At 71.8% G+C, this 25,540-nt stretch carries 22 protein-coding genes and 1 pseudogene; 9 read left to right on the top strand and 14 right to left on the bottom strand.

Annotated features, from left to right (window positions below):
• Positions 1 to 46 precede the first annotated feature (46 nt).
• Entirely contained in the window at positions 47 to 973 is a 927-nt protein-coding gene (locus AB4Z14_RS13775) for a DNA-3-methyladenine glycosylase family protein (RefSeq protein WP_442275671.1), read from the bottom strand.
• A 124-nt stretch (positions 974 to 1,097) separates the two neighbouring features.
• On the opposite strand from AB4Z14_RS13775, the gene AB4Z14_RS13780 reads away from it, so the two are divergent.
• Positions 1,098 to 1,841: a DUF3105 domain-containing protein gene (locus AB4Z14_RS13780; RefSeq protein ID WP_056827092.1), complete on the top strand. Its 744-nt coding sequence runs from the start codon at positions 1,098 to 1,100 to the stop codon at positions 1,839 to 1,841.
• 76 nt (positions 1,842 to 1,917) lie between these two features.
• The gene (locus AB4Z14_RS13785) at positions 1,918 to 2,352 is read left to right on the top strand and encodes a nitroreductase family deazaflavin-dependent oxidoreductase (protein WP_442275672.1); all 435 of its coding nucleotides are present in this window, start codon (positions 1,918 to 1,920) and stop codon (positions 2,350 to 2,352) included.
• A gap of 48 nt (positions 2,353 to 2,400) precedes the next feature.
• On the opposite strand, the gene AB4Z14_RS13790 is transcribed toward AB4Z14_RS13785, so the two are convergent.
• Both AB4Z14_RS13790 and AB4Z14_RS13795 read right to left on the bottom strand, forming a co-directional pair.
• Positions 2,401 to 3,363 (bottom strand): lysylphosphatidylglycerol synthase domain-containing protein, encoded by a 963-nt coding sequence (locus tag AB4Z14_RS13790; RefSeq protein ID WP_442275673.1) that lies wholly within the window; start codon positions 3,361 to 3,363, stop codon positions 2,401 to 2,403.
• A gap of 33 nt (positions 3,364 to 3,396) precedes the next feature.
• Positions 3,397 to 5,412, bottom strand: coding sequence for a glycosyltransferase (locus tag AB4Z14_RS13795; RefSeq protein WP_442275674.1), 2,016 nt, complete (start codon positions 5,410 to 5,412; stop codon positions 3,397 to 3,399).
• Between the two features lie 98 nt (positions 5,413 to 5,510).
• Here AB4Z14_RS13795 and AB4Z14_RS13800 point away from each other — a divergent pair, with 98 nt between their 5' ends.
• The 4 genes from AB4Z14_RS13800 to AB4Z14_RS13815 are packed head-to-tail and all read left to right on the top strand — an operon-like array spanning position 5,511 to position 8,494.
• Positions 5,511 to 6,197, top strand: a complete 687-nt coding sequence (locus AB4Z14_RS13800) for a glycosyltransferase family 2 protein (protein ID WP_056775742.1) — start codon at positions 5,511 to 5,513, stop codon at positions 6,195 to 6,197.
• Positions 6,194 to 6,622: a DUF2304 domain-containing protein gene (locus tag AB4Z14_RS13805; protein ID WP_056775741.1), complete on the top strand. Its 429-nt coding sequence runs from the start codon at positions 6,194 to 6,196 to the stop codon at positions 6,620 to 6,622. The genes AB4Z14_RS13800 and AB4Z14_RS13805 overlap by 4 nt, the downstream gene beginning before the upstream one ends.
• Positions 6,612 to 7,766, top strand: a complete 1,155-nt coding sequence (locus AB4Z14_RS13810; protein ID WP_442275675.1) for an LCP family protein — start codon at positions 6,612 to 6,614, stop codon at positions 7,764 to 7,766. Before AB4Z14_RS13805 ends, AB4Z14_RS13810 begins: the two co-directional genes overlap by 11 nt.
• A complete protein-coding gene (locus AB4Z14_RS13815; protein WP_442275676.1) occupies positions 7,766 to 8,494 on the top strand; it encodes a TIGR03089 family protein in 729 nt (242 codons plus the stop codon). Before AB4Z14_RS13810 ends, AB4Z14_RS13815 begins: the two co-directional genes overlap by 1 nt.
• 11 nt (positions 8,495 to 8,505) lie before the next feature.
• Here AB4Z14_RS13815 and AB4Z14_RS13820 read toward each other — a convergent pair whose 3' ends face one another.
• The gene (locus AB4Z14_RS13820) at positions 8,506 to 10,365 is read right to left on the bottom strand and encodes a peptidoglycan-binding domain-containing protein (protein WP_442275677.1); all 1,860 of its coding nucleotides are present in this window, start codon (positions 10,363 to 10,365) and stop codon (positions 8,506 to 8,508) included.
• Between the two features lie 246 nt (positions 10,366 to 10,611).
• Between AB4Z14_RS13820 and AB4Z14_RS13825 the strand changes: the two genes are divergently transcribed.
• The 3 genes from AB4Z14_RS13825 (at position 10,612) to AB4Z14_RS13835 (ending at position 15,429) form a co-directional block, all read left to right on the top strand.
• Complete coding sequence (locus AB4Z14_RS13825) at positions 10,612 to 11,403, top strand: CoA transferase subunit A (RefSeq protein WP_442275678.1); 792 nt, start codon at positions 10,612 to 10,614, stop codon at positions 11,401 to 11,403.
• A gap of 1 nt (position 11,404) precedes the next feature.
• Positions 11,405 to 12,061: a 3-oxoacid CoA-transferase subunit B gene (locus tag AB4Z14_RS13830; RefSeq protein WP_442275679.1), complete on the top strand. Its 657-nt coding sequence runs from the start codon at positions 11,405 to 11,407 to the stop codon at positions 12,059 to 12,061.
• Between the two features lie 233 nt (positions 12,062 to 12,294).
• Positions 12,295 to 15,429: a SpoIID/LytB domain-containing protein gene (locus AB4Z14_RS13835; protein ID WP_442275680.1), complete on the top strand. Its 3,135-nt coding sequence runs from the start codon at positions 12,295 to 12,297 to the stop codon at positions 15,427 to 15,429.
• A gap of 73 nt (positions 15,430 to 15,502) precedes the next feature.
• Here the strand turns inward: AB4Z14_RS13835 and AB4Z14_RS13840 are convergent, their stop codons facing one another.
• The 10 genes and pseudogenes from AB4Z14_RS13840 to AB4Z14_RS13885 form a co-directional block, all read right to left on the bottom strand.
• The gene (locus AB4Z14_RS13840) at positions 15,503 to 15,904 is read right to left on the bottom strand and encodes an adenylyltransferase/cytidyltransferase family protein (protein WP_020144383.1); all 402 of its coding nucleotides are present in this window, start codon (positions 15,902 to 15,904) and stop codon (positions 15,503 to 15,505) included.
• Between the two features lie 70 nt (positions 15,905 to 15,974).
• The gene (locus AB4Z14_RS13845; RefSeq protein ID WP_442275681.1) at positions 15,975 to 16,958 is read right to left on the bottom strand and encodes a glycosyltransferase; all 984 of its coding nucleotides are present in this window, start codon (positions 16,956 to 16,958) and stop codon (positions 15,975 to 15,977) included.
• On the bottom strand, positions 16,958 to 17,776 hold the full coding sequence (locus tag AB4Z14_RS13850; protein WP_056775724.1) for a CDP-alcohol phosphatidyltransferase family protein: 819 nt from the start codon (positions 17,774 to 17,776) through the stop codon (positions 16,958 to 16,960). Before AB4Z14_RS13850 ends, AB4Z14_RS13845 begins: the two co-directional genes overlap by 1 nt.
• Positions 17,773 to 19,692 carry a DUF5941 domain-containing protein gene (locus AB4Z14_RS13855; RefSeq protein ID WP_442275682.1) on the bottom strand — a complete coding sequence of 640 codons (1,920 nt, stop codon included), beginning with the start codon at positions 19,690 to 19,692 and terminating at the stop codon, positions 17,773 to 17,775. Before AB4Z14_RS13855 ends, AB4Z14_RS13850 begins: the two co-directional genes overlap by 4 nt.
• Complete coding sequence (locus tag AB4Z14_RS13860) at positions 19,689 to 20,444, bottom strand: ABC transporter ATP-binding protein (protein ID WP_442275683.1); 756 nt, start codon at positions 20,442 to 20,444, stop codon at positions 19,689 to 19,691. Before AB4Z14_RS13860 ends, AB4Z14_RS13855 begins: the two co-directional genes overlap by 4 nt.
• On the bottom strand, positions 20,444 to 21,244 hold the full coding sequence (locus tag AB4Z14_RS13865) for an ABC transporter permease (RefSeq protein ID WP_056775719.1): 801 nt from the start codon (positions 21,242 to 21,244) through the stop codon (positions 20,444 to 20,446). Before AB4Z14_RS13865 ends, AB4Z14_RS13860 begins: the two co-directional genes overlap by 1 nt.
• A 159-nt stretch (positions 21,245 to 21,403) precedes the next feature.
• Complete coding sequence (locus AB4Z14_RS13870; RefSeq protein ID WP_442275684.1) at positions 21,404 to 22,624, bottom strand: CDP-glycerol glycerophosphotransferase family protein; 1,221 nt, start codon at positions 22,622 to 22,624, stop codon at positions 21,404 to 21,406.
• Between the two features lie 62 nt (positions 22,625 to 22,686).
• Positions 22,687 to 23,667: a glycosyltransferase family 2 protein gene (locus tag AB4Z14_RS13875; RefSeq protein WP_442275685.1), complete on the bottom strand. Its 981-nt coding sequence runs from the start codon at positions 23,665 to 23,667 to the stop codon at positions 22,687 to 22,689.
• A 68-nt stretch (positions 23,668 to 23,735) separates the two neighbouring features.
• Positions 23,736 to 24,899 (bottom strand): acyl-CoA dehydrogenase family protein, encoded by a 1,164-nt coding sequence (locus AB4Z14_RS13880; RefSeq protein WP_442275686.1) that lies wholly within the window; start codon positions 24,897 to 24,899, stop codon positions 23,736 to 23,738.
• A gap of 74 nt (positions 24,900 to 24,973) precedes the next feature.
• A pseudogene (locus AB4Z14_RS13885) lies at positions 24,974 to 25,540 on the bottom strand (HNH endonuclease signature motif containing protein); the annotation flags it as partial.

A 25,540-nucleotide genomic window follows, 5' to 3' on the forward strand; every position in this document is an offset into this window, starting at 1 on the left:
TGCGTGACACGTCGTGACCACGAGTTGGTATGCCGTCCGGCGTCGCTCAGCGGGTGCGCGTCGGCAGGTGCGTGCGTGGCGCCATCCGCGGCCCGCGGCGCGGCCGGTGGTGCCCCGCGAGACCGAGCAGGTGCTGCACACGGTAGCGGTGCCCGCGGTAGGGCTCGAGCAGCTCGGCGAGTCCGTCGTCGTCCACCGGGGTCCCGGTCAGAGCCCACCCGATGTCCTTGGCCACGTGGTAGTCGCCGAAGGACACGGAGTCGGGGTCGCCCAGCGCTCGCTGCGCCACCTCGGCGGCTGTCCACACCCCGACGCCCGGCAGAGCCCGCAGGCGACGGTGCGCCTCCGCGACGGACACGGACGCCCCCTGCTCGAGCCGGCCGGCATACCCCGCCGCCCGCACGACGGTGCGCGAGCGCGCGCCGTCGACGGACGCCTGCAGCCACGCCCATGACGGGACCGCCGCCCACCCGGCTGCCGTCGGCGGGGCCATGAGCCCCGGGAAGGGTCCGGGCGCCGGCTCGCCGAAGCGACGCACGAGCACGCGGTAGCCCGAGAACGCCTCCTGACCGGTCACCTTCTGCTCGATGACCGCCGGAGCGAGCGCGTCGAAGACGAGACCCGAGCGTGGCACCCGCCAGTGGGAGAAGCGCCGCCACGCCTCGGCGACGAGGTCGTGGTGGGGCTCGAAGCCCGAGGGGTCGTCGTCGTCGCCGAGGAGACCCGGCACGGCGTCGAGCAGCCACGCCGCTCCCGGACCCCACGCCTGGGCCTGCACCTCGGCGTCCCCGGGGCGGCACACGAGGTGGAGGGTGCCGACGCCGTCGGGCGTCTGCGCCGCCCGCGTCACCGTGCCGTCGCGTCCGAAGCGTGAGGTCGGGTCACCCGAGCCCCGGCGGAAGACGCCGAGCTGGGCACGCAGCGCGATCTCGCGGTCGCTGCGCCACAGGCGGGTCGGGGCTTCGGGCACCACAACATCCTCGCCTACACTCGGCACCGTCGCCGCACGGGACGACCCGTCCGTCGACGAGCGACTCACACCCCCGCCCCACCGGCCCCACCGGCCGCCGCCGACAGACCGACAGGAACGAGGAACGATGGCCCGCGAGACGAGCCGAGACCGCCGCGAGCGCGTCGCCGAGATGCAGGCCGCCCAGAAGAAGGCCGAGCGCCGTCGCCTCTTCGTCGTGATCGGCGCCTGCGTGGCCGTCATCGCCATCATCGGCGCGGCCGTCGCCTGGGCGATCATCGGTGAGCAGAACAAGAAGGACGAGGCGCTCCAGAACATCAGCGGCGACGTCGCCGCCGCCTCGTGCGACCCCATCACCAACGACCCCGCGAGCGGCTCGAGCGACCACGTCGGCCCGGGCACCAACCAGCCGGACGTCACGAAGATCACGTACTCCACGGTCCCGCCGTCGAGCGGCAAGCACTTCGCCGTCCCGGCCGTCGACGGGCGTCGCGTCTACACCGTCGCGGACGCCCCGCAGATCGAGACGCTGGTGCACAACCTCGAGCACGGCTACACGATCCTCTGGTACGACCGCTCCGTCGAGAAGGAGCAGGCAGCCGCGTTCCAGGCCCTGTCGACCAAGGTCAACGCCATGAAGGAGTCGGCCAACAAGTTCCTCATCAGCCCGTGGGACCCGGCCCACGGCGCGTTCCCCGCAGGCAAGAAGTACGCCCTGTCCCACTGGGCCGCCGACGTCGACCAGGCCACCGGCAAGGTCGGCGCCCAGATGGGTCACCGTCAGCTGTGCGGAGGACTCAACACGACGGTCGTCGAGGACTTCGTCAAGAAGTACCCGTGGAGCTCTGCCCCCGAGCCCGGCGCCGCCTGAGCCCTCCCCCGTTCGCCTCCCAGCCCCCGGTGACCACCGGGGGCTGGGTGCGTGTACAGCGGGTTACCCTGCCGTCATGACGATCACCGGCGAGTACGTCCCCAGCCCCAGCGAGTGGGTCCGCAAGCAGGTCGAGACGATCGAGAGCACAGGCACCACCGCATCGGTCGACATCATGGGCCTGCCCGTGGTCATGCTGACGATGCGCGGCGCGAAGACCGCGGCGATCCGCAAGGTGCCGCTCATGCGCGTCGAGCACGACGGGTCGTTCGCCGCGGTGGCGAGCCAGGGCGGGGCACCGGCGCACCCGAACTGGTACCACAACCTCCTCGCCCACCCCGACATCGACCTCCAGGCCGGCACCGAGACGTTCCCCGTGCACGCCCGCGAGCTCGAGGGCCAGGAGCGCGAGCAGTGGTGGCAGCGGTGCGTCGCGGCCTACCCGCCCTACGCGGAGTACCAGACGAGGACGGACCGCCTCATCCCCGTCTTCGTGCTCGAGCGCCGCTGAGCGTCTGCGCGCGACGGGTCGGACCGCGACGGGTCGGACCGCGACGGGTCAGACGCTGACGTCGCTCTCGGCGGCGGCGTGCCGCTCGGTGATGAGGTGGTGCGAGCGGGCGTAGAGCCACCCGCCGAGCGCTGCGACGACGTCGACGATCGTGACGATGAAGCGCGACATGATCGCGACGGCGGCCGCCGCCGGCGTCGGCATGGCGGTGGACAGGATGAGGGTGAGCAGTCCCTCGCGTGCACCCAGTCCGGCCGGCAGGACGATCGTCAGCATGCCGAGCGACACCGACAGGGCGTAGCCCGTCATCGCCGCGGTCGTGAGGTCGGGGTGGGGCGAGGCGTCCCCGGCGACCGCCCGGGCGAGCAGCAGGGTGTGCACGCCGAAGGCGACCCACACGAGGACGAAGATGACGACTGCGCGCAGCACGGCGCCTGCCGAGAGGCCGTGCTCGAGGGGCTCGCGCTTGATGGTGCGCAGCATCTTGTCGATGATCGCGTTGAGCAGCTTGGGCACGCAGAGCACGACGAGGATCGGGATGCCGAGGAGCAGCCACCAGTCGAAGCCCGACGAGGTGCTCGTGAGCAGGAACGACGCGGCCGGGAGCCCGACGAGCAGGCCGGTGAGCAGGGCCAGCCCGAGCGCGAGCAGGCCGGTCACGGCGGTGCGCCGACGCGGCACCTTGAGGTGGCTCGCGATGTCCGCCTGCACGAGCACCGACCACAGCGAGCCCGGAAGGTACTTGCCGAGCTGGCCGACGAAGTAGACGCCGGACGCGGGCGCAGGGTGCAGGTCGGAGCCGAGGTCGCGCAGCAGCGTCTTCCAGCCGATCATCGTCAGCCACGTGCCGACGCCTGCCGCGAGCGTCGACCACAGGAACGTCGTCCACGAGATCTTGTCGAGGTGCACGGACACGTCGGCCCAGTTGTGGACGACTGCGTAGACCACGGCTGCGAGCGTGATGAGCGCGATGGCCACGCGCAGGACGGTGAGGATCTTCTTACGGGTCATGTCGCACCCATCATCGCAGCGTCATCCGGGTGCTCAGCGCCGTCGCAGCGTGAGACGCACGAGGCCGTATGCCGCGTCGTCGGCCCGCGCGCGTGACGCCGCCTCCCGCATCCGGGCGTTGACGTCGCCGTCGAGGTCGCCGATGAGCACGAACCCGAGGTCGTGGGCGCGGGCCAGGATGCCACGCACGTCGGCGGGTCCGACGGCCCCCTCGGCCGCGCGCGGGCCGATCGGGACGGTGACGACGAGGAGGCCGCCGGAGCGCAGCGCCCACGAGGCCTGCTCGAGCACGTGGTCGACGTCGTCGGCGTCGCAGCCATGGGGGTGGATGCGGACGATGACGTCGAGGGATCCGGTGTCGACGTCGAGCGCCGCGACGCTCGGGTGCGAGCCGGTGAAGTCGATCTCGACGGGGGCGAAGCCGACCGCGCGGGCCCACCGGGACAGGAGGGACCGCGTGCCGCCTTCGTCGACGATCACGGCGCTGCGGCGGCCGTCGTCGCGCACCCGCAGGATCGCGGCGAGACTGCCGAGGGCCGCCCACGCCGAGACGCTGTCGAGGGATCGCGGCAGGCCGAGGATGCGTGAGAGCCGGCGGGCGTCGTCGGCCTCGTCGGGCTCGCCCAGCACGTCGGTCGCAAGCACCCACTCGGGAAGGTCGTCGGGACGGAGCGAGACGAGCGGACGCCGCGCCGCCACGGCCCGGGTCGCGGTGCGACGGGCCCGGCCGGCGACGCTGCGAGCACCGCGACCCAGGACGCGGCGGGCGTGCGGGAGCAGGCCCTGCTCCGCCGGCCCGTCCTCGTCCCTGGGGTGGAGGTCGTCGGGGTCGTCGAGGTCGTCGGGCTCGTCGGCAGGCACGCCGGGCTCGTCGGCGGGGAGGCCCGGGTCGCCGAGCAGCACGCTCTCGTCGACGGAGAGCGCCTCGAGGGTTCCGAGGTAGTGCGCCCACGGTCCCGACAGGTCGGGGGTCTGCACGCCCTCGGCGAGGCGGCGGCGGACGTCGGGGTCGCCGAGACGGCGCAGCGCACCCGCGAGCGCTCGCTCGTCCTCAGGCGGGACGAGGATCCCGTTGACGCCGTCGGCCACCTGCTGGGAGAAGGGGGCGATGTCGGAGGCGAGGACGGGCAACCCGTGGGCGTGGCCCAGGATGACGTTCTGCGAGGCCGTCGCCGAGCGGTAGGGCAACGCGAGCACGTCGTGGTCGGCGAGGAGCGAGGCGAGCGCGTCGGCGGGGACGTAGCCGTCGCGGATCTCGACCCGCCCGGCGAGCGCCGGGTCCGAGGCGAGGCGGCTGATGACGCCGCGGTTGGCGCCCCAGATCTCACCGGCGATCGTGAGGGTGACCTCGGGCACGGTCCGCATGGCGCGCAGGAGCACGTCGATGCCCTTGTACTCCCGGATCAGGCCGAGGGCGAGCAGGCGGGTGGGACCGGGCCGCGGTCCGCGGTGGATCGGGTCGCCCCCCGGGAGGTGGGGCGGGAGGTCGGCGACGGAGACTCGTCGGGCCCCCAGCTCGTGGGCCACGGTGGCCTGGTCGGCGCTGTGCACGAGCACGGAGTCGACGCGCGAGAAGAGCACCGACATGAGCCGGGCATCACCCGGGTGCGGTTCGTGCGGCATGACGTTGTGGCAGACGACGACCGACTGAGGGCGCGGACCGGCACCACCTGGCACGGCGCCGGCCGCCCGCAGCAGCGCCAGGTGGGCCGGGACGACGCGAGGCATGACGTGGACGACGAGGATCGCGTCGACATCGCGCAGCCGCCGACCGGCCCGCACCCACGTGTCGGGCCGGGCCCAGCTGAGCGCCCGGATCGTCCGCGGGAACGGAGGCACCTCGGGCACCCCGTCGGGCACGGACGCATCGGCGTGGTGCAGCTTCGAGGGATAGAGGTGTGCCCACGACACGAGCGTGACGTCGTGCCCGGCGTCCGCGAGGTGGTGGGCGAGCATCGTCGTGTGCGCGGCGACGCCGCCCTTGTGCGGGTGGGTCGGGCCGACGATCGCGATGCGGAGCGCGGCCGAGCCCGTCGAGTCGTCCGTCATGGTGCCCCGACTCTAGTTCCCGGCCCCGGCTCCCGGGCGTGCTGCCGTGCGCACCTCGCGTGTCGGTCAGGGCACCGACGGCGCTCTACGCTGGGCGCATGCAGAACGAGGACGTGTGGCTGGTCGTGCCGCTCTACGACGAGGCAGCCGTCATCGCCGACGTCGTGCGCGAGGCCCGCGCCGTCTTCCCCAACATCGTGTGCGTCGACGACGGGTCGCACGACGGGTCGGCCGACCGTGCCGAGCAGGCGGGTGCGGCCGTCGTGCGTCACCCCGTCAACCTCGGGCAGGGCGCGGCCCTGCAGACGGGCTTCGACTACGCCCTGGGCGACCCGGCCATGCGCTACGTCGTCACCTACGACGCCGACGGCCAGCACCAGATCCACGACGTCGAGGTCATGGTCGACCGCATCCGGCAGGGCGACGTGCGTGTCGTGTTCGGCTCACGCTTCCTCGACGAGCGCACCGACGCCTCGGCCTCGAAGCGGCTCGTCCTGCGGGCCGCGGTCGCCTACACGAACTTCACGACGGGCACCCGACTGACCGATGCGCACAACGGCCTGCGCGTCCTGCACCGTGACGTCGTGCAGCGCCTCGACATCACCCAGAACCGGATGGCGCACGCCTCCGAGATCGTCGCCCAGATCGGGTCGATGCGCTTCGACGGCGCGAAGGTCGCCTACGCGGAGGAGCCCGTGCACATCCTCTACACCGACTACTCCAAGGCCAAGGGCCAGTCGCTCTGGAACGCCGTCAACATCCTCGCGGAGCTGATCTGGCGATGAGTCGACAGAGTGTCATCCAGATCCTGCTCATCGCCGCGGTCCTCGCGATCGCGTGGCGGCTGCTCATCGGCTCGGGTCAGCGCACGCAGGCGCTGCGTCGTCTGGGGCTGCTCTTCCTGCTCGGCCTCGTCATCTACTCGATCATCGACCCGAGCAAGACGTGGACCAACCTCGCCAAGGCGCTCGGGATCGGACGCGGCGCCGACCTCATCCTCTACGGGCTGGTCGTGGCCTTCCTCGGCTTCGTCGTGACGACCTACAAGCGCTTCCGGGCGATGGAGACGCGCTACACCCGCCTGGCGCGCCGCATCGCGCTCGACGAGGCGGGGTCCGCAGCCGAGCACGTGAAGTCGACAGGAACGGCTGTCACACTGTCCGGCGAAGTTCCCCCGTCCCCGAGCGTGAAGGCAGCCGATGCCGACTGATCCGAGCACTCCGCGTCGTCCCGGCCATGACGACGCCTACGTCGTCGACACCCGGCGTGGCCCCAAGCGACCCGGCGGCGCGGCCGTCGCCGCTTCGCGCATCGACGAGAGGGACGCCGGACCGGACACCCCGGCGCGTGAGCCCCGCTACCGATGGCGCCGCGGACGCATCGCGCTCGTCGTGCTGCTCGTGCTGCTCCTGGCCTGGATCGGCTTCATGGTCTGGGTGCCGATGCAGGCGTGGGGGGCCGTCAACAAGGTCGACAACATCCCCGCCGGCGAGCGGCCCACCGACACGTCGGGCTACAACTACCTCCTCGTGGGCTCCGACAGCCGTGAGGGCCTGACCAAGGAGCAGCGCAAGAAGTACGCGACGGGCAACGCGGCCGGCAACCGCACCGACACGATCATGCTCGTCCACGTCTCCGAGAGCGGCGGCAAGCCGGTCATGGTCTCGCTCCCCCGCGACTCCTACGTGCCCATCCCGGGGCACGGTTCCAACAAGATCAACGCCGCGTACTCCATCGGCGGACCCAAGCTGCTGACCGACACCGTCGAGCAGGTCACCGGCATCCACGTCGACGGCTACATCGAGATCGGCCTGGGTGGCTTCGCCGCCGTCGTCGACAGCGTCGGCGGCGTCGACCTCTGCGTGCCGCGCGACATGAAGGACAAGAAGGCCGGCATCGACCTCAAGAAGGGCTGCCAGACGCTCGACGGCGGCAACGCCCTCGGCTACGTCCGCTCCCGCTACGAGGACCCGCTGGGCGACATCGGGCGCGCCGCCCGGCAGCGCCAGTTCCTCGGCGCGCTCATGAAGAAGGCCGCGACGCCCTCGACCGTGCTCATCCCCTGGCGCTACAAGAGCTTCGCCGACGCCTCCGCCGCGGGCCTCGCAGTCGGCCAGGACACGGGGATCATGGACGCCGTCCGGGTGCTCCAGGCCATGCGTGCGGTCAGCAACGACGAGGGCCTCTCGCTGTCCGTGCCGACCTCCGACCTCGCCTACCGCACGAGCGCCGGCGCCCTCGCCGTCAAGTGGGACACGGAGCGCGCCAAGGCGCTCTTCAAGGCCCTCAAGGACGACGAGCCACTGACCGAGCCGCCGGCCGGCACCACGGTCGAAGGAGCGAAGAACAGCTGATGGGCGACCTGCTGCCCGCCGACGTGCTCGCGCGGATGGTCGCCGCGGACCCGGGCCGGCCGCGCCTGACGTGGTACGACGACGAGCCGGGACCCACCGCGGGCGAGCGCATCGAGCTCAGCGCCCGCGTCCTGGCCAACTGGGTCGCCAAGGCCGCGAACCTCCTGCAGGACGACGCCGCGGCGGGCCCCGGCACGACGGTCGGCATCGACCTCCCGGCGCACTGGCGCTCGCTCTACTGGGCCCTGGCGGCGTGGTCGGTCGGCGCGACGGTCGTCGTCGGCGACGCGGCCACCGGGGCCGACGTGCTCGTCACCGACTCCCCCGCTACCGCCGCCGGCCACGGAGGTGACGCGGTGCTCGTCTCGCTGCCGGCCCTGGCCCGTCGGCACCCGGAGGCGGACGACGCGGGTGGCGCCGTCGACGAGGCCCGCGAGCTGGCCACCCACGGCGACCTCTTCTCGCCGATGTCCGACGCCGAGCCCGGCGACGTCGCGCTGGCCGCGGACGGCGTCGACACGGCATACGGCGCCGTCGTCGTGCCTGAGGACGGCTGGGGCACGTCCCCGCGCGTCGTGCTCGGCGGCGCCCTCGAGCCGGTGCTGCGCCGGGCGCTCGCCGCCTGGGCGGTCGACGGGTCGGTCGTGCTCGTGCGCGGTCAGCGCGACGACCTCGCAGACCGCTTCACCTCGGAGGGCGTCACCGTCGACGCCCGCGAGAGCGCCTGAGCGACAAGGCTCTACGCCGACAGCCGGTCGAAGAGCGACCAGGTCCGGGACGCGACGACCCCGGTGCTGGCGAGGCCCGCCCGCGCCTGCACGGACTTGACGGCCTCGCGCGTCGCCAGGTCGAAGACGCCCGTCTGACGGACGCCGAGCAGGCGCTGCACGGCGACGACCTGAGGTCCCGTGTCACCCGCGCGCAGCACCGTCGACCGGTCGGCCACGAAGGGGAAGTCACGGGCCTCGAGGACGTCCCAGAGCTCGGGGGTCATGACCCCGGTCTGTGGCAGCGCGAGCGAGCGCTGCAACGAGACGACCTTGTCGCGCGTGACGGAGCCGAAGACACCGTCGACGGCGAGGCCGCCGAGCGCCCGTTGGAGGACGCGCACCGCGGCGCCGCGCGAACCGGTCGCGAGCGTCAGGCTCTTGTACGCCGTGTAGCTCGTGCCGATGTCGACGCTGGCGACCCCGGCGCTGCTGCGTGACGACGTGCTCGCATAGGTGGTCATGGCGAGGTCCCTCCCGGCCGTGGTGGTGCTGGTGACGAGCGCGACCGTGCTCGCCGTCGCGGACCAGCCGCGCGTGTAGAGCCGCTGTTGCGTGGCCGAGTCGGCGACACCGGTCTGCGGCAGCCCGGCGAAGCGCTGGTAGGCCGTCACCCGGGCGCGCGTCAGCGTGCCGTAGTAGCCGGTCGTCGGCAGCGAGCCGAGCCTGGCCTGGAGCGTCTTGACCGCCGCCGACGTCATCCCGAACCGCAGGGTCGGGTAGGCCTTCGTCGTCGTGCCGGACGCCGCCGCGGTCCCGGTCCAGCCGCGCACCCAGAGTCGGGCCTGCGTCACCGGGTCGGCGACTCCGGTCTGCGGCAGGCCGACGAACTTCTGGTACGCCGTCACCCGGGCCCGGGTCAGGCTGCCGTAGTAGCCGGTCGTCGGTAGCGAGCCGAGCTTGCCCTGGAGGGTCCTGACGGCGGCCGAGGTCGTCCCCGGCTTCAGCGTCGGGTAGGCCGCGGTCACACTCCGCCACCCGCGGGCCGCGAGGATCTCCTGTGTCCGCAGGTCGGCGACGCCGGTCCGCGGCAGCCCGACGAAGGTCTGGTAGGCGACGACACGGGCCTTGGTCTGGTCGCCGAAGTAGCCGGTCGTGGGCAGGTTGCCGAGCCGGACCTGCAGCTGGCGCACCGCCTCGGAGCGCATGCCGTAGGAGAGCAGCACGGGCTTGGTCGTCACGGGCGTCGACGGCGTCGGGGTGCTGGGCGGGGTCGTCGGCAGCGTCGTCGCCGCCGGCGGGAGCGAGGTGAGGTAGCTGCGGGTCGCGACCCCCGTCCACCACGACGTGCGGCCGGCCGCCCCGTCGTAGTTGAAGCTGAAGTGCACGTGGTCCGTGTGGGGCGAGGAGCCGTAGTACGGCGCCCAGCCCCGCTCCGTCGCGTAGGAGCGCCACATCTTGCGGTCGTGGATGATGTACATGATCCCGAAGCGACGGGCCATGGCGCCCTTGACGCCGTTCTTGTCGGGGGCGGTCAGCCACGCGAGCACCGACTGGGCGACGGCCTCCTGCGAGGGGTTGTCGACGTTGAGCATCCAGTCCCAGGCCCGCCCGTCGTAGTGCTCCGACGGACCGCTGCCGCAGGCGCGCCCGATGAGTCCCGTCGAGCCCATCCCGTAGTGAGAGGTCATGAGCCGGGCGAACGCGAGCACGCCGGGACGCGCCACGGGGTCGCAGACCGTCTGCTCCTGGTAGGGCACGTACACGTCGAGGGTGCTCGGGAGCGTCCGGGTCGGCGGCGCCTGGACCGCCGCAGCCGGGCTCGCCGTCATGGGCACGGTCAGCGCGGGAAGAGCGAGGACGAGGCCCAGTGGGTGTCGGCGCAAGGCCATGGTGAACCTCTTGTCAGGGGAGGGAGCGGGTTTACTCCCGCACCATTTATGCACTCCAGTCACACCCATCACAAGGCGGTTCGACGAATTACAGGCCTGTTCTTCGCCGGGGTCACGAATGACACGACTGTCATTCCCTCTCCCCGGCACGCGAACGGCATACGTGCTCGGCGACCACAGGTCGGCGCGCTCGTGTGGGGCGACCCCACGGCACCCCGGCGCGACGGCGCGGATAGAGTCCGACCCATGGACAAAGTCGTCTCCACCCCCCAGGAGGCCATCGCCGGGATCAGCGACGGAATGTCGCTCTCGGTCGGCGGTTTCGGTCTCTGCGGCATCCCCTCCGTCCTCATCGCGGCGATCCACGACGCCGGCCTCACCGACCTCGAGGCCGTCTCGAACAACTGTGGCGTCGACGACTGGGGCCTCGGCATCCTGCTGCGCGACAAGAGGATCCGCCGCATGGTCAGCTCGTACGTCGGTGAGAACAAGGAGTTCGAGCGGCAGTACCTCTCCGGCGAGCTCGAGGTCGAGCTGACGCCGCAGGGCACGCTCGCCGAGCGCCTGCGCGCCGGCGGGTCCGGCATCGGCGCCTTCTTCACGATGACGGGCGTCGGCACCCAGATCGCCGACGGCGGACTGCCCTGGCGCTACGACGACTCCGGCAACGTCGCCGTGGCGTCCCCGCCGAAGCAGACCCAGGACTTCGAGTGGATGGGCGAGACGAAGACGTTCGTCCTCGAGCAGGCCATCACGACCGACTTCGGGCTCGTGCGGGCCGCGAAGGGCGACCGCCACGGCAACCTCGTCTTCAACCAGTCCGCCCGCAACTTCAACCCGCTGTGCGCCATGGCCGGCCGCGTCACCGTTGCCGAGGTCGAGGAGCTCGTCGAGCCCGGCCAGCTCGACCCCGACGAGATCCACCTGCCCGGCATCTTCGTGCAGCGCGTCCTCCCGCTGACCCCCGAGCAGGCCGCCGACAAGCGCATCGAGCGCCGCACCGTCCGCCCGCGCACGACCACCGAGCAGGAGGCCTGAGATGGCTCTGACCCGTGAGCAGATGGCGGCCCGCGCCGCCGCCGAGCTGGCCGACGGTGCCTACGTCAACCTCGGCATCGGCCTGCCGACGCTCGTGCCCAACTACGTCCCCGACGACGTCGAGATCGTGCTCCAGTCCGAGAACGGCATCCTCGGCGTCGGCGCCTACCCGCTCGACGGCGACGAGGACCCCGACCTCATCAACGCCGGCAAGGAGACCGTCACCCTGCGCAAGGGCGCGGCCTTCTTCGACTCGGCGACGAGCTTCGGGATGATCCGCGGCGGCAAGGTCGACGCCGCCATCCTCGGCGCCATGCAGGTCTCGCAGGGTGGCGACATCGCCAACTGGATGATCCCCGGCAAGATGGTCAAGGGCATGGGCGGAGCGATGGACCTCGTGCACGGTGCCAAGAAGGTCATCGTGCTCATGGAGCACAACGCCAAGGACGGCTCCTACAAGATCGTCAAGGAGTGTTCGCTGCCCTACACGGGCCGCGGGGTCGTCCAGCGCATCATCACCGACCTCTGCGTCCTCGACGTCACCGAGACCGGCCTCGTGCTGCGTGAGCTCGCGCCCGGGGTCACCGAGGCCGAGGTGCGCGAGAAGACCGAGCCCGAGCTCACGGTGGACCTCCAGCCGGCGCCGTCGCACGGCTGAGCCCCGGCCTCCGGACCACCGGAAAGGCGCGGTCACGAAGGTCGTGACCGCGCCTTTCCCCTTCACCGGCAGGCGCCGGAATTTACCGTCCGCTGTCATTCACGGGACAGGCCATGCCGCCTTTCCTGTGAATTCGGCTGGCACGGTCACGAATTGGCTACCAAGGCCTTGCGTTCATTCCGATAAATGGGACATTTGGGACCATTGCGTCTTCCGACCCAGGAGTGACTCCCGTGCGCCCCATCCCTACCTCGTTCGCCGTCGTCGCGCTGACCGCCACCTTCATGGTGGTCCCCACCGTGACATCCGGCGCCACGCCGCGCCCCGTCTCACCGGTCGTCCACGACGTCGCCGTCCCGGCCGTCGCGGGCGTCGGCACGGGCACCGCGAAACGGTCCGCGACGGTCTCCGGGACCGCCGCCGCCACCGGTGACCGACACGGCGCGGGCGACCCCGTCGTGGCCACGAAGCAGGTCCAGGGTGTCGACTTCGACCTCGCCGGCGTCACCTTCGACACGACGCCACCCGCCGGCACCCACGTCGAGGTGCGCACCCACGGGGAGAGCGGGTGGTCGGGCTGGACCGACCTCGGCCTCGACGGCGACGGACCCGACCCCGGCTCGGCCGACGCGCGCCACGCGCGCCCGGGCACCGAGGCCGTGGCCGCGGCGGGCTCGGACGGGATCGACATCCGGGTCACCACCCCCGACGGCACCCTCCCGCGCGGTCTCCGAGCGAGCCTCGTCGACGGCGGCCGGTCGAGCGCGGACGACGCACTCTCCGCCCCCGCTGGTTCGGCCGTCGCGGTCGTCACCCGACCGACGATCATCTCGCGCGCGCAGTGGGGCGCGGACGAGAGCCTGCGCACCTGCGACGCCGAGCGCCTCCCCGGCTTCAAGGCCGTCGTCGTGCACCACACGGTCAACTCGAACACCTACACCGCCGACCAGGCGCCCGCCATCATCCGCTCGATCTACGCGTACCACACGCAGAGCCAGGGCTGGTGCGACATCGGCTACCAGATCCTCGTCGACCGTTTCGGCCGTGCCTACGAGGGCCGCAAGGGCAGCCCGGCCGGCTTCGTCCAGGGCGCCCAGGCCGGCGGCTTCAACGCCGAGACGACGGGCATCTCGGTCATCGGCGACTTCACGTCGGTCCCCTTACCGGCCGCCACTCAGAGCACCGTGACCAAGCTCGTCGCCTGGGAGGCCGACCGGTCCCTCTTCGACCCGACGTCGTCGGTGACGCTGACCTCCAGCGGCAACTCGAAGTTCGACCCGGGCCAGAAGGTGACGCTGCCTCGGACCCTCGGACACCGCGACCTCAGCCTGACCGGATGCCCGGGCGACACGGCATACGCCAAGCAGCTGCCGACGATCCGCAGCAACGCCGGTGCGATCTGGCGTGACGGGCAATGGAACCCGATGGCCCCGCGGGCCGTGTCCGAGACCTACCCTCGCCCCACGAACGGTGTCCTGACGTTGGCGGGCCACGGATTCGGCCACGGCGTCGGCCTCTCACAGTGGGGTGCCTACGGCGCGGCCACGAAGGCCATGACGTGGCAGCAGATCGTCGGCTTCTACTACCCCGGCACGACGCGGACCGCCCAGGCCGACCCGACGCTGCGCGTGTGGCTCTCGGCCGTCGGCACGTCGGGCACCCAGTTCTCGAAGGTCAGCGGCATGGTCATCTCGGACGGCAAGCGGCAGTCCACCCTCTCGAGCGCCTACCGATGGCGCATCGTCCCGGACGGCTCGGCCCTGACGCTGCAGGCGAACTCGGGCGCGGGCTGGTCCACCGTGACGACATGGCGGGGCTCGACGCTGCCGCTCACGGTGAGCCGCCCCTCCACGTCGTCGGTCCGGGTGCTGCTGCCGAGCGGCACCCAGCGTGAGTACGCCGGGTCGGTCCGCGTCGTGCCCGTCTCCGGGAAGGCATACGCCGTCAACCTCGTCGGCTCCGAGCGCTACACACGCGCCGTGGTGCCCGTCGAGATGTCGGCGAGCTGGCCCGCAGCAGCCCTGTCGGCGCAGGCCGTGGCCGCCCGCACGTATGCCGCCCACTCGCGTGCCGCTGCCGGCTCCCGTGTCTACGACATCTGCGACGTGTCGTGCCAGGCGTACAACGGCATCGCCGACTACAGCTCGGCAGGCACCCTCGTGCGCCGCTACGAGGACACGCGCTCGACGAAAGCCACGACGGCCACCGCCGGCACCGTCCTGACCTACGGAGGCAAGCCCGCATTCACCCAGTACTCCGCGTCGAACGGTGGGCGCACGGTCAGTGGCGGCACGGCCTACCTCCCGGGCAAGACCGACCCCTACGACGGCGCGGTCGCCTCGACGTCCAACCCGCACTCGTGGACTGCCACGCTCCCGGTCGGTTCGGTGGAGCGCGCCTACCCGACGATCGGACGGTTCGTCCGCCTGACGGTCGGTCCCCGGGTCGGTGACGGCGGCGGCGGGACATGGGGAGGACGCGTCGCCTCCGTCACGCTGACGGGGTCGGCATCGTCAGTGACGGTGTCGGCGGACGCCTTCCGCACCTCGCAGAAGCTGCGGAGCACGTGGTGGGTCGTGACATCGACACCCCCGTGGTCGACGAACTTCTCCCCTCGTGACGTCACGGGCGACTCCCTCGCGGATGTACTTCTGCCATCGGGTGGCGCGATGAAGACCCTCTCGTACACCGGGTCCCTGGGCTTCACCGTGAGACAGATCGCGGGGAGCGGCTTCGCCGACATGCGAGCGACTGCCCTGATCGGGCCGTGGACCCAGGACAACCTCGGCGACGTCGCCGCCATCGACAAGGCGGGACAGGTGTGGGTCTATCCGGGCCTGGGCCGCAGCAACCTCAATGCTGGGCGCACGCTGCTCGCGTCGGGATGGACCGGCGCCAGCCACATCCTGCCCGTGGGCGACTTCGACGAGGACGGCTACACGGACTTCGTCACGCGGTGGACCGACGGCAGAGTCGTGCTGCACCGAGGGAACGGGGCCGGCGGCATCCGGAGCAGTTCGACCATCGCGTCGGGCTGGAGCGGGCTGACGCAGCTCAGTGCTGGCGAGTTCACGGGTGACGGACATCCGGATCTCCTGTGCGTCCGGGCGTCCGACGGAGCCCTGGTGCTCTACCCGGGCTCGGGATCCGGAACCCTCGGTGCTGCACAGGTCATCGGTCTGGGCGGGTGGAACGCCATGAGCGCGGTCCGCGGCGCGGGTGACATCACCGGTGACGGCCGCGACGACATCCTGGCCCGACGCGCGAGCGACGGGAGGCTGCTCGTCTACCGCGTCCAGGGAGCGGCTCGGGTCACGTCTCCGCTCTCCGCGGGGACCTACGCGTCGACGGCCGCCTGGGGGCAGTAAGGCTGCCGTCGGCGGGGGCCCGGGACCGGGTGCATCGGTCCCGGGCCCCTTCCGTGCCCGGTGTGCGAGCGCCTCAGCCGAGGCTGGCGATGTGCTCGATGAGGCCGGTCGTCGACACCGACGGCGTGCGCGGCAGGTAGACGACCTCGCACACGTCGCCCACCCAGTCGAACTTGCCGGCCCAGTCGTCGCCCATGACGAGGACGTCGGCACCGTGCTCGACGATGTAGTCGCGCTTGAGCTCGAGGGACTCCTCGACGAAGACCTCGTCGACGACCTTGAGCGCCGAGATGATCTCGAGGCGCTCGTCCTGGTTGAAGACCGGCGGGCGGCCCTTCTTCGCGATGTTGAGCGCGTCGGCCGAGACGCCGACGACGAGGCGGTCGCCGAGCTCGGCGGCTCGCTGGAGCACGCGGACGTGCCCGACGTGGAAGACGTCGAAGGTCCCGAAGGTGATGACGGTCCGGTGGGTCACTCTTCTCCTAGGGCAGGTGGACGGGGTGGGAGACCCACCGCGTCGTCAGCGAGGGTACCGGTCGGGGTGCTCAGCGACGAGTCGCCGCGGACTCGGCGGACCGCACCGCGTCGGCCAGGGTCGTCTGGGCGAGACCACTGCCGTCGCTCACGGGTCCCCCGTCGGTGACGGCTGCCGCGAGCGCCTCGGCATCGAGAGGGGCGAGCACGACGCCCGCCGGCCGGGGCGCCGTGTCACTGGCGACGACGGTGGCTCCGGCCGCCTGGGCCTCCCGGACGATGACGGAGTCACCGTCCCAGCTCGTGGGGCGCAGGAACGTGCCGACGCGGGACAGGACGGCCGACACCTCGTCGGCGCTGGAGTCGAAGGCCACGGTCAGCCACGGCTCCCCCTCGGCGAGACGACGCAGCGCGTCGACCTCCGGCGAGTCGTGGCCGTAGGCGAGGACCGTGAGCGTCGCGTCGCTCCAGCGCTCTCGCACGCGACGGACCGTGTCGATGCCGAGCTGGGCGTTGTAGTGCGCCAGACCGGCGTTCGTCGCTAGGGCGAGTGCGTGGGGCTCCCGCTCGTACGGGCTCGGCACCGGCGCCGCGGACGAGTCGAAGGGCGTCACGACGGTGATGCGTGCACGCAGCGCGGCGGGGAGGATGGCCCCGATCTCGTCGTTGACCGCCCAGATCTCGTCATAGGCGTGGAGCGCGAGCACCAGGGCCCGGCGGCGCCAGGCGGTCATCCGCGCGACCTGCCCCCCGGTCGAGCCCGAGTGGAGCACGAGGACGGTGCGGCCCGGCAGCAGTGCGAAGGCCGGTGCGAGCACCATGGCCCGCCACAGGCGGGTCAGGTGCAGCAGGTGGAGCGACCGGTGGGTGAGCCGCGGCAGCACCGAGGCAGCGCGCCGTGCCGATCCCGTGTCGACGTAGGCCACCGGGATGCCCTCTGCCCGAAGGACGCTCGTCAGCTGGGCGTGGCTCGTGCGCACCCCGCCGACCTCGCCGTGCTCCTGGGCCCACTGGAGCACCGGGAGCGGCGCGACCGACGCCTCGCTGCCGGTCATCAGTCGAGCCTCGAGCTGGACAGCACGCCCAGCAGATGGCCCCCGGCCGTGATGACGATGAGCGGCACCATCGCGATGACGAGGACCTGCGTGCCGAGCAGGTCGCCGTGGACGGCGTCGACGACGGCAGCGACGAGCGCGAGGATCGAGGCCTCGACGGCGACAAAGGCCCGGAAGATCGGCACGTAGTCGAAGGCGCGTCGCAGGCGCGCCATGCCCGACGCCTTGGGGCGGGCCGTGCCCTCGACGTCCTCGAGCGGCGGGCGTCCGGTCTTGGCGCGGGCCACGTGGACGAGGTCGGTGAAGGCCTTGTTGAGCAGGACGCCGAGCGCCACGAGCATGCCGAGCGCCGTCCAGCCCCCGACGTCGCCGGGCGCCGACAGGCTCCACCCGTCGGCTCGGAGGCCGATCGCGACGGGGATCGCCCCCTCGGTGACGTAGTGCCCGATGCGGTCGAGGTAGATGCCGGCGGGCGAGAACCGCTGGCGCCACCGGGCGACCTCACCGTCGGAGCAGTCGAGCAGGATCTGCAGCTGCATGGCGAGGACCGCGACGATCGGCCCGACGAGACCGCCGAACGGGATGGCGAGCGCACCGACGAGGCCGGTGAGGATCATCAGCCACGTGACGCCGTTGGGCGAGATGTGCGTCGGGAGGAGGGCGCGCGTCGCGTAGATCGAGAGGTGACGGATGTAGAGCGCGCCGGCCCAGTGCTCCGCGTTGTAGCGGGCGATGTGCTCGGGCGGCTGCGCGACGGCCTTGAGCTCCGCGATGCTCGGGCGGTCGTTCGTCGGGTCGTGCGTCGGGTCGTGCGTCACGAGGAGCCATCCTGCCGTGTCGACCCGTCCGCTGCCGCATCGGTGGCCCCACCGGAGGGGCCCGACCCGATGACTGCGCGCCACGCGCGAGCGGACTCGGCGGCATACGCCACGATGAGCAGGACCGCGCCGACGAGCAGCGGGACGGCCGGCCGGTCGGTGAAGCCGCCGATGATCGCGAGGACGACGACGCGGCCCTCGACCCCGAGGGTGGCGCGGACGAGGGCGTGCGGCGTGCCCCGGCCGGTCTCGCGCAGCCGGTAGACGTTGTCGTAGACGTGCCAGCACACGGCCGCCAGCCACGCGTACGCGGCGGCGCGGGCGACGGGGTCACCGCCGGCGGCGAGGAGCAGGGCCGCCGCCTCGACGGCGACGAGCAGGCCGGGCAGCTGCCAGGCGAGCCGCCCGCGACCGGTCGGCCTCGGCACGACGGCGAGGTCGACGAGGTGCGGCAGCGTGGGGTCGGGCTGGTCGGCGCGGAAGTGGTCCCGCCCGGTCAGGGCCTTGCCGAGGCGCCCCACCTGGGTCCACGCGAACGCGATGGCTGACGCGATCCCGAGCGCCCACAGCAGGAGGGCCGGGCTGTAGAGGAGGAGCCCGACCGACATGACGAGGTAGCGCTCGGCGATGGGCAGGTGCAGCACCTGCTTGACGTCGCGGACGAGACGGGCGCGGCCCGTCGGCGCGGCCGGCACGTCGGTGCGGGCCCCCTGCGCTCCCCCGTCGCCGGGCACGTCGAGCGCGCGTGGCACGACGGGGCGGGCTGAGAGGGCACGGTGGCGGGTCGCGTAGGCGAAGTCCTCGGCGTGACGGACGGCGAGGAGGGCCAGCACGACGATGGCGAGCCACCACAGGTCGTCGCCCCGGCGCGCTGCGACCCACGCGACGGCCGCCACGAGCGTGAACTCCTTGATGCGGTCGCTGACCGCGTCGAGCCACCCGCCGAGCGGGCTGTAGCGACGCGTGAACCGGGCGAGCTCACCGTCCACGCAGTCGACGACGAGCGAGGCCTGGAGCAGGACGGCGGCGAGCACCCACGCCCAGCGCGTGTCGACGGCGGCGAGCGCGCACGCCGCCAGGCCGAGCAGGAGGCTGACGAACGTCACGACGTTGGGCGTCCAGCCGCGCCCGAGGCCGTATGCCGTCAGGCGACGTGAGAGCGGACGGATCGCGTGCGTCGAGAAGACGCCGTCATTGCCGCGCGAGGCGGCACGGAGTCGCTGCTGCCACGCGGAGCCGACGACGCCGGGACGCTGCTCGTGGCCGCGCTCGACGGTGACGTGGGCCAGGGGTGTCGCGGCGACCGGGACCACGGCGTCGCGGACGACGGCGAGCAGCGCCAGGTCGAAGGCCTGGATGCCGGGCTCCCCTGCCGACTCGCTCGTCGCTGCCGCCCGAAGGACCTCGGCCACGCGGATGCGGTCGGCCGCGGCGACGCGGAGGATGCCGGCGGCATACGTCGTCGGTCCGCTCACGACGTGCCGCACGGTCCCGACGGAGGTGACGCGTCGGGACACGGGGTCGACCCGCACGGGGGCGAAGCCGCCCGGCGCCACGTCGGAGGCGTCACCGCGCAGGTCGGTGACCGGGCCGTCGACGACCGCGGTCGAGGTCACGTCGCGCGGTCCGTCGAGCAGGTCGAGGAGGGCGACGGGGCTGATCCGCACGTCGTGGCTGACGACGACGAGCGGCACGTCGCTCGCGGTCGCGGCCACGTCCGCTGCGGCCAGCAGGTCCGAGGAGACCGTGTGCGCGTCGACGGGCGCGGAACGGCGGGCGAGGCCGAAGGGCTCGAGCGACTCGAGGAGGTCCGACGCCGGCGCGCCGCCGACCACGAGGAAGTCGCCACCGCAGGACCGGCCGTGCACGGCCCGGGCACGAGCGTCGCCGACGAGCGGGCGCTCGTCGAGCCTCACGAAGCGGCGTCCGCGTCGGCGTCGGCGTTGTACTGGGCGATCACCTCGTCGATGGGACCGTCGCTCTTGAGATGGCCCGAGGCGAGGTAGAGGCCACGCTCGGCGAAGCGACGCAGGTCGTGCTCGCTGTGCGACACGAGGAAGAGCGTCTTGCCGCCCGAGAGCATGTTCTCCATCCGCTCGTAGCACTTCTCGCGGAAGGCGCGGTCGCCGACGGCGAGGACCTCGTCGACGAGGACGACGGGCTGGTCGAGGGTGGTGATGAGCGCGAAGGCGATGCGCACCTGCATGCCGGAGCTGAAGTGGCGGAACGGCATGTCCATGCCGGCCTGCACCTGGGGGCCGGCGAAGTCGACGATCTCGTCGAAGCGGGCGTCGATCTGCTCCTTGGTCAGGCCGTGCAGGCCCGCAGCGAGGTAGACGTTCTCGCGCGCCGTGAGCTCGCCGAGGAAGCCACCGGTCAGCTCGATGAGCGGGGCGACCCTGCCCCGGACCGTGGCGTGCCCCTCGTCGGGGAGCATGACGCCGGCGATCATCCGCAGGAGCGTGCTCTTGCCGCTGCCGTTGCCGCCGACGAGACCGACGGCCTCGCCCCGGGCGACGTCGAAGGAGATGTTCCGCAGCGCCCAGAACGTCTCGCTCGGCGCGCTGTTCTGTCGCTTGAGCACCATCTCGCGCAGCGACATGCGCCGACGACGGGAGCGGTAGAACTCGATCCCGAGGTTGCGCACCTCGATCACCGGCTTGGCCATCAGATCTCCTTCAGCACGGCCGGCTCGAGCCGCTTGAACACGAAAGCCCCCACGAAGAGCAGCACGACCGTCAGCACGACGGCCGAGCTGACCGACAGGATGTTCATCTCACCCTTGAAGAAGCCGGACCGGAAGAGCTCGAGGATGCCGCTCATCGGGTTGAACAGGAGCAGCTTCTGCAGCACGGGCGGCGCCATGTCGGCGCTGTAGAGCACGGGGGTGGCGTAGAAGCCGAGGCGCAGCACGATGCGGACGACGCGAGCCATGTCGTTCACGAGCACGGTGACCGGCGCGAGGATCATGCCGATGCCCACGGACAGCAGGAAGGTCAGCACGAGCGAGACGGGCAGGAGCACGATGGTCCAGTGCAGCTTCGTCTGCCCGGTGATCATGTAGAAGATCGTGAAGGCGGCGATGACGGGGAGGGTCAGCACGAACTCGACACCCTTGGCGAGGACGACGCGCACGACCCACAGCTCACGCGGCAGGTTGGCCGACCGCACGAGGCGCGCCTCCGACAGCAGCGCCCGCGACGTCTCCGTCATGTTCTGGGCGAACCACTGCCACAGGAACAGACCGGTCACGAGGTGCAGGAAGTAGGGCTGGTGGCCGCCTCGACGTGCCTGGAAGATCACGGTGAAGACGACCAGGTAGATGAGGGCCATCAGCAGCGGGTCGAGCACCGTCCACACCCAGCCGAGCACGCTGCCGGCGTACCGGACGCGCAGGTCGCGCTCCACGAGGGTGCGCACCACCTGACGGTTGGCCATGAGGCCACGGAACTGGGACACGCCGATCATGCGCGCAGACCACCTTCTCCTTCGTGCTGTCTCGAGGCCTCTGCATCCAGGGCCGGGCTGGGCGGTCCCCCACCCGATCCTCGCCGAAGTCTAGGGGTGCTCGCCATGTGCCGCGTCCACGGCCGCTACGGGTCCGTGCCGGGGCACGCTCGGGTCGGTCTAGGTCTGGCGCACCATCCGGGTGAGCCGCGCCTCGATGAGATCGGTCGAGGCCCGCACGAACCGCTGCGTCGCTGCGCCGGGGCTCGTGTCGCCGAAGTAGTGCCGCACGACCCCGGCCCGGGAGTCATCGGACGCCGACATCGCGTCGTCGAGGATGCCGATGATCTCGCGGGCGTCGTCGACCTCGACCATCGGCACGCTCGTGTTGAGCCGGGTCGGCTCGACGTCGGCGCGCGGGTTCGCGGGACGCGTCAGCACGAGCGGCTTGCCGGTGGCGAGCCAGTCGAGGGCCACGGCCGAGATGTCGGTGATGCACGCGTCGAGCCGGGCCAGGTGCCAGCCGAACGCCGTCTCCGTGTCGACGAGGTGCCCCGCCGCGGGGTCGGCGTGGTTGGCCTCCGCGACGAGGCGGGCCAGGTGCGTCGACGCCGTGCCGTATGCCGGGTCGAACGTCCCCGAGCGCGGGTGCGGTCGGTAGACGATCCGGAACCGGCGGTCGGCGAGCAGGCTGGTCAGCATCGCCGCGCCGTGGGTCGCGATGGAGCCGTAGGCCATGCTCTGGCGGTCGCCCTCCCAGGTGGGGGCGTAGAGGATCGTGGTGCGCCCGTCGTCGGGCAGCTGCGGTGCCTCGTAGGTGACGTCCGCCTGCGGCCGACCGATCTCGACCGCTCGCGTGGCGACGTCGAACTCGACGAGTGCACCGCTGAGGCGCTCGGCGGCGGCCGGTCCCGCGATGAAGACCCGGTCGTAGGCCTTGAGCTGGTTGGAGGCCATGTAGGACTTGTCGCTCTCGCCGTGGCTCACGAACACGTGGGCAGGCTCGGCGAAACGCAACATCTGGAAGTTGCGGACGTTCTGGTTGACGTAGAGGACGAGACCGATCTCATGGGCCGCCATGAACGCCTCGATGTCGGTGACACGAGGTCCGTGCAGGACCGGGAGCGGACACTCGTCGAGGAGCAGGCTCGTCGTCTCGGGCATGCGCGAGATGACGACGACGGGCTGGGTCTTGGCCAGCTCCTGGAGGGGGGCGTACCACTGCCGGATCTGGTAGAGGTTGACCGGTTCGTCGGAGAAGTAGACGGCGCAGCGGAAGGGGGCGTCGGTGCCGCGCTCGAGGCCCGAGCGCTCCATCCGCGCGGAGAGCTTGCGCTTGGCCATCTGGCGGCGGACGGCCTGCTGACCCAGCTGAACCAGCAGCTTCGCGTTGTCGAGCACGATCGACGGCCCTTTCCGATGAGGTGTCGTGTGAGGAGAGGTCGGGCGGTGTCGCCCGCGGGTCAGCGCTTGAGGCTGCTCGGGCTCGTCAGGAACCCTATGCCCCACGACCAGTGCATCGTCGCGAGGACGACGGGCGTCGCGGCGCGGGTCGCCGCCGACTCGCCCCTGCTGATGGCGAGTCCGCCGGCCGTCACGCCCACGGCGTACGCCGCCGGGACGATCCAGGCGGGCGGCCACACGAAACCGGCGATCGTGGCCACCGTCGTGGCGCCGACCATCGTCGGCGGTGCGAGGTAGCGCGGGTTGATCGTCCCCTCGTGGTGCCTCGCGACGACGCGGCGCCACCGGCCGTAGTGGAAGTACTGCTTGGCGAGGGCCTGGACGGATGCACGAGGGCGGTAGGTGACCTTGAGGTCGGGCGTGAACCACACCTTGCCGCCCGTCTCGCGGATGCGGTGGTTCATCTCCCAGTCCTGCGCGCGGGCGAAGTGCGGGTCGTAGCCGCCCACCCGCTCGAGCGCCGCGCGACGGAAGACACCGAGGTAGACGGTGTCGGCATCGCCGGGCTCGCCGCCGGTGTGGAAGCGGGCGCTCCCGACGCCGAGCGGGCTGCGCATCGCGGCGGCCACCGCGCGCTCGAAGGCCGACGTGCCCTGGGCGTCCATGATTCCGCCCACGTTGTCGGCGCCGACCCGGAGCAGCTCGGCAACCGCGACGCTGATGTAGTCGTCGGGGATCTCCGCGTGACCGTCGACGCGGACGATGACCGCGCCGGTGCTGGCGCCGATCGCGGCATTGAGCCCGTCGGGCGTGCGCCCACTCGGGTTGGCCACGACGTGCACGCGGGCATCCGCGGCCGCGAGGTCGGCGGCGACCTCGTCGGTGCGGTCCGTCGAGGGCCCGAGCGCGAGGACGACCTCGAGCGGTCCGGAGTAGTCCTGCGCGAGGATCATCGCGACGGCGTCGCGAAGGTGCCTCGCCTCGTTGAGGATCGGCATGATGACGCTGACCGGGGGCTGGGGGTCAGGAGTCAGGTCCACAGGCGTCCTTCTCGTCGTCGGGTGTCATGGCGCGATGGCCCGGCCTCCCCGCGCGAGCGGCGCCCAGCCTACTTGAGGACGTGACGGGCCATGACCAGGCGCTGGACCTGGTTGGTGCCCTCGTAGATCTGGGTGATCTTCGCGTCACGCATCATCCGCTCGAGCGGGAAGTCGCTCGTGTAGCCCGCCCCGCCGAGCAGCTGCACGGCGTCGGTCGTGATCTTCATCGCGACGTCGGAGGCGTAGCACTTGGCGGCCGCACCGAAGAAGGTGAGGTCCTTGTCGCCGCGCTCGGACTTGGCGGCCGCGACGTAGACCATCTGGCGGGCGGCCTCGAGCTCCATCGCCATGTCGGCAAGCATGAACTGGATGCCCTGGAAGTCGGCGATGCGCGTGCCGAACTGCTTGCGGTCCTTGATGTAGGCGACCGCTTGGTCGAGAGCGCCCTGGGCGATGCCGACGGCCTGGGCGCCGATGGTGACGCGCGTGTGGTCGAGCGTGCGCAGGGCGATCTTGAGGCCGTCGCCGACCTCACCGACGACGCGGTCGCCGGGGATCCGGACGTTGTCGAAGATCAGCTCGCGCGTGGGGCTGCCCTTGATGCCGAGCTTGCGCTCCTTCGCGCCGAAGGTGAAGCCCGGGTCGGACTTCTCGACGACGAAGGCCGTGACGTTGCCGCCGCGAGGTCCGTCGGGGTCGGTGACGGCAAGCACCGTGTAGTACTCCGACACACCGGCGTTCGTGATCCACGACTTCTGGCCGCTCAGCACCCAGCCGTCGCCGTCCTGGCGGGCCCGGCACTTCATCGACGCGGTGTCGGAGCCCGCCTCGCGCTCGGACAGACCGTAGGAGAAGGTCGTCTCGCCCTTGGCGAGGGGCGGCAGGTAACGGGCCTTGACGTCGTCGCTGGCGGCGAGGATGAGCGGGAGGGAGCCCAGCTTGTTGACGGCGGGGATGAGGGACGCGGAGGCGTCGACCCGGGCGACCTCCTCGATGACGATGCACGTCGCGAGGGCGTCGGCACCCACGCCGTCGTACTCCTCGGGCACGTGCGGGGCGAAGAAGTCGGAGGCGACGAGGGCGTCGTGCGCCTCCTGGGGATAGCGCGCCTCCTCGTCGACGACTGCGGCGAACGGGGCGATCTTGTCCTCGGCGACCGCGCGGACGGCCTCCCTCAGGGCCTCGTGGTCCTCGCTGGTCCGGAACAGGTCGAAGTCGGCATTCGTGCTCACGAACCGTCATCCTACTCGCGAGTTCGGTTTAGTAGGACGTCCTAGTGATTCACGCCACGGCGCCGTCGACAGCGTCAGAACGGTGGTGGGTCGTCCTCGGTCCCGAGCATGCTCGGCCGGCTCTTCGGATCCGGTGCATCCGGTGCATCCGGTGCATCCGGTGCATCCGGTGCATCCGGTGGATCCGGTGGATCCGGTGGATCCGGTGGATCCAGCGGGGCAATGCCGGCGCGCCAGTTCTTGGGGTGGGTGGTGTAGGTGCGGCCGGTGAGGGTGGTCCAGGTGAGGCCGTGCTCGGGGGTCGGGGTGGAGGTCCAGATGCCGTCGGTCTTGAGGTTGTGGTGGAGGCGGTGCTTGGCGTGGAGGTTGCCGACGTTGGTGGGTCCGGTGGGCCAGGGGGTCTCGTGGTCGAGGTCGCAGCGGGTGGCCGGGACGTGGCAGTCGCGTCCGCGGCAGACCCCGTCGACGGCCTGGACGTGCTCGACCATGGCCCGGGTCGGGCGGTAGCTGCGGGTCGGGCGGGACAGGGCCCGGCCGGTGGGCAGCTCGACGGGCAGGGTGGCCCAGACGGATCCGGGGCGGGTGATGATCTCGCGGGCGTGGGTCGCGGTGACCCAGCCGTGGCCGGGCAGCTCGCAGGC

The organism is Terrabacter sp. 2TAF16 (assembly GCF_052115065.1).
Classification (GTDB): Bacteria; Actinomycetota; Actinomycetes; order Actinomycetales; family Dermatophilaceae; genus Terrabacter.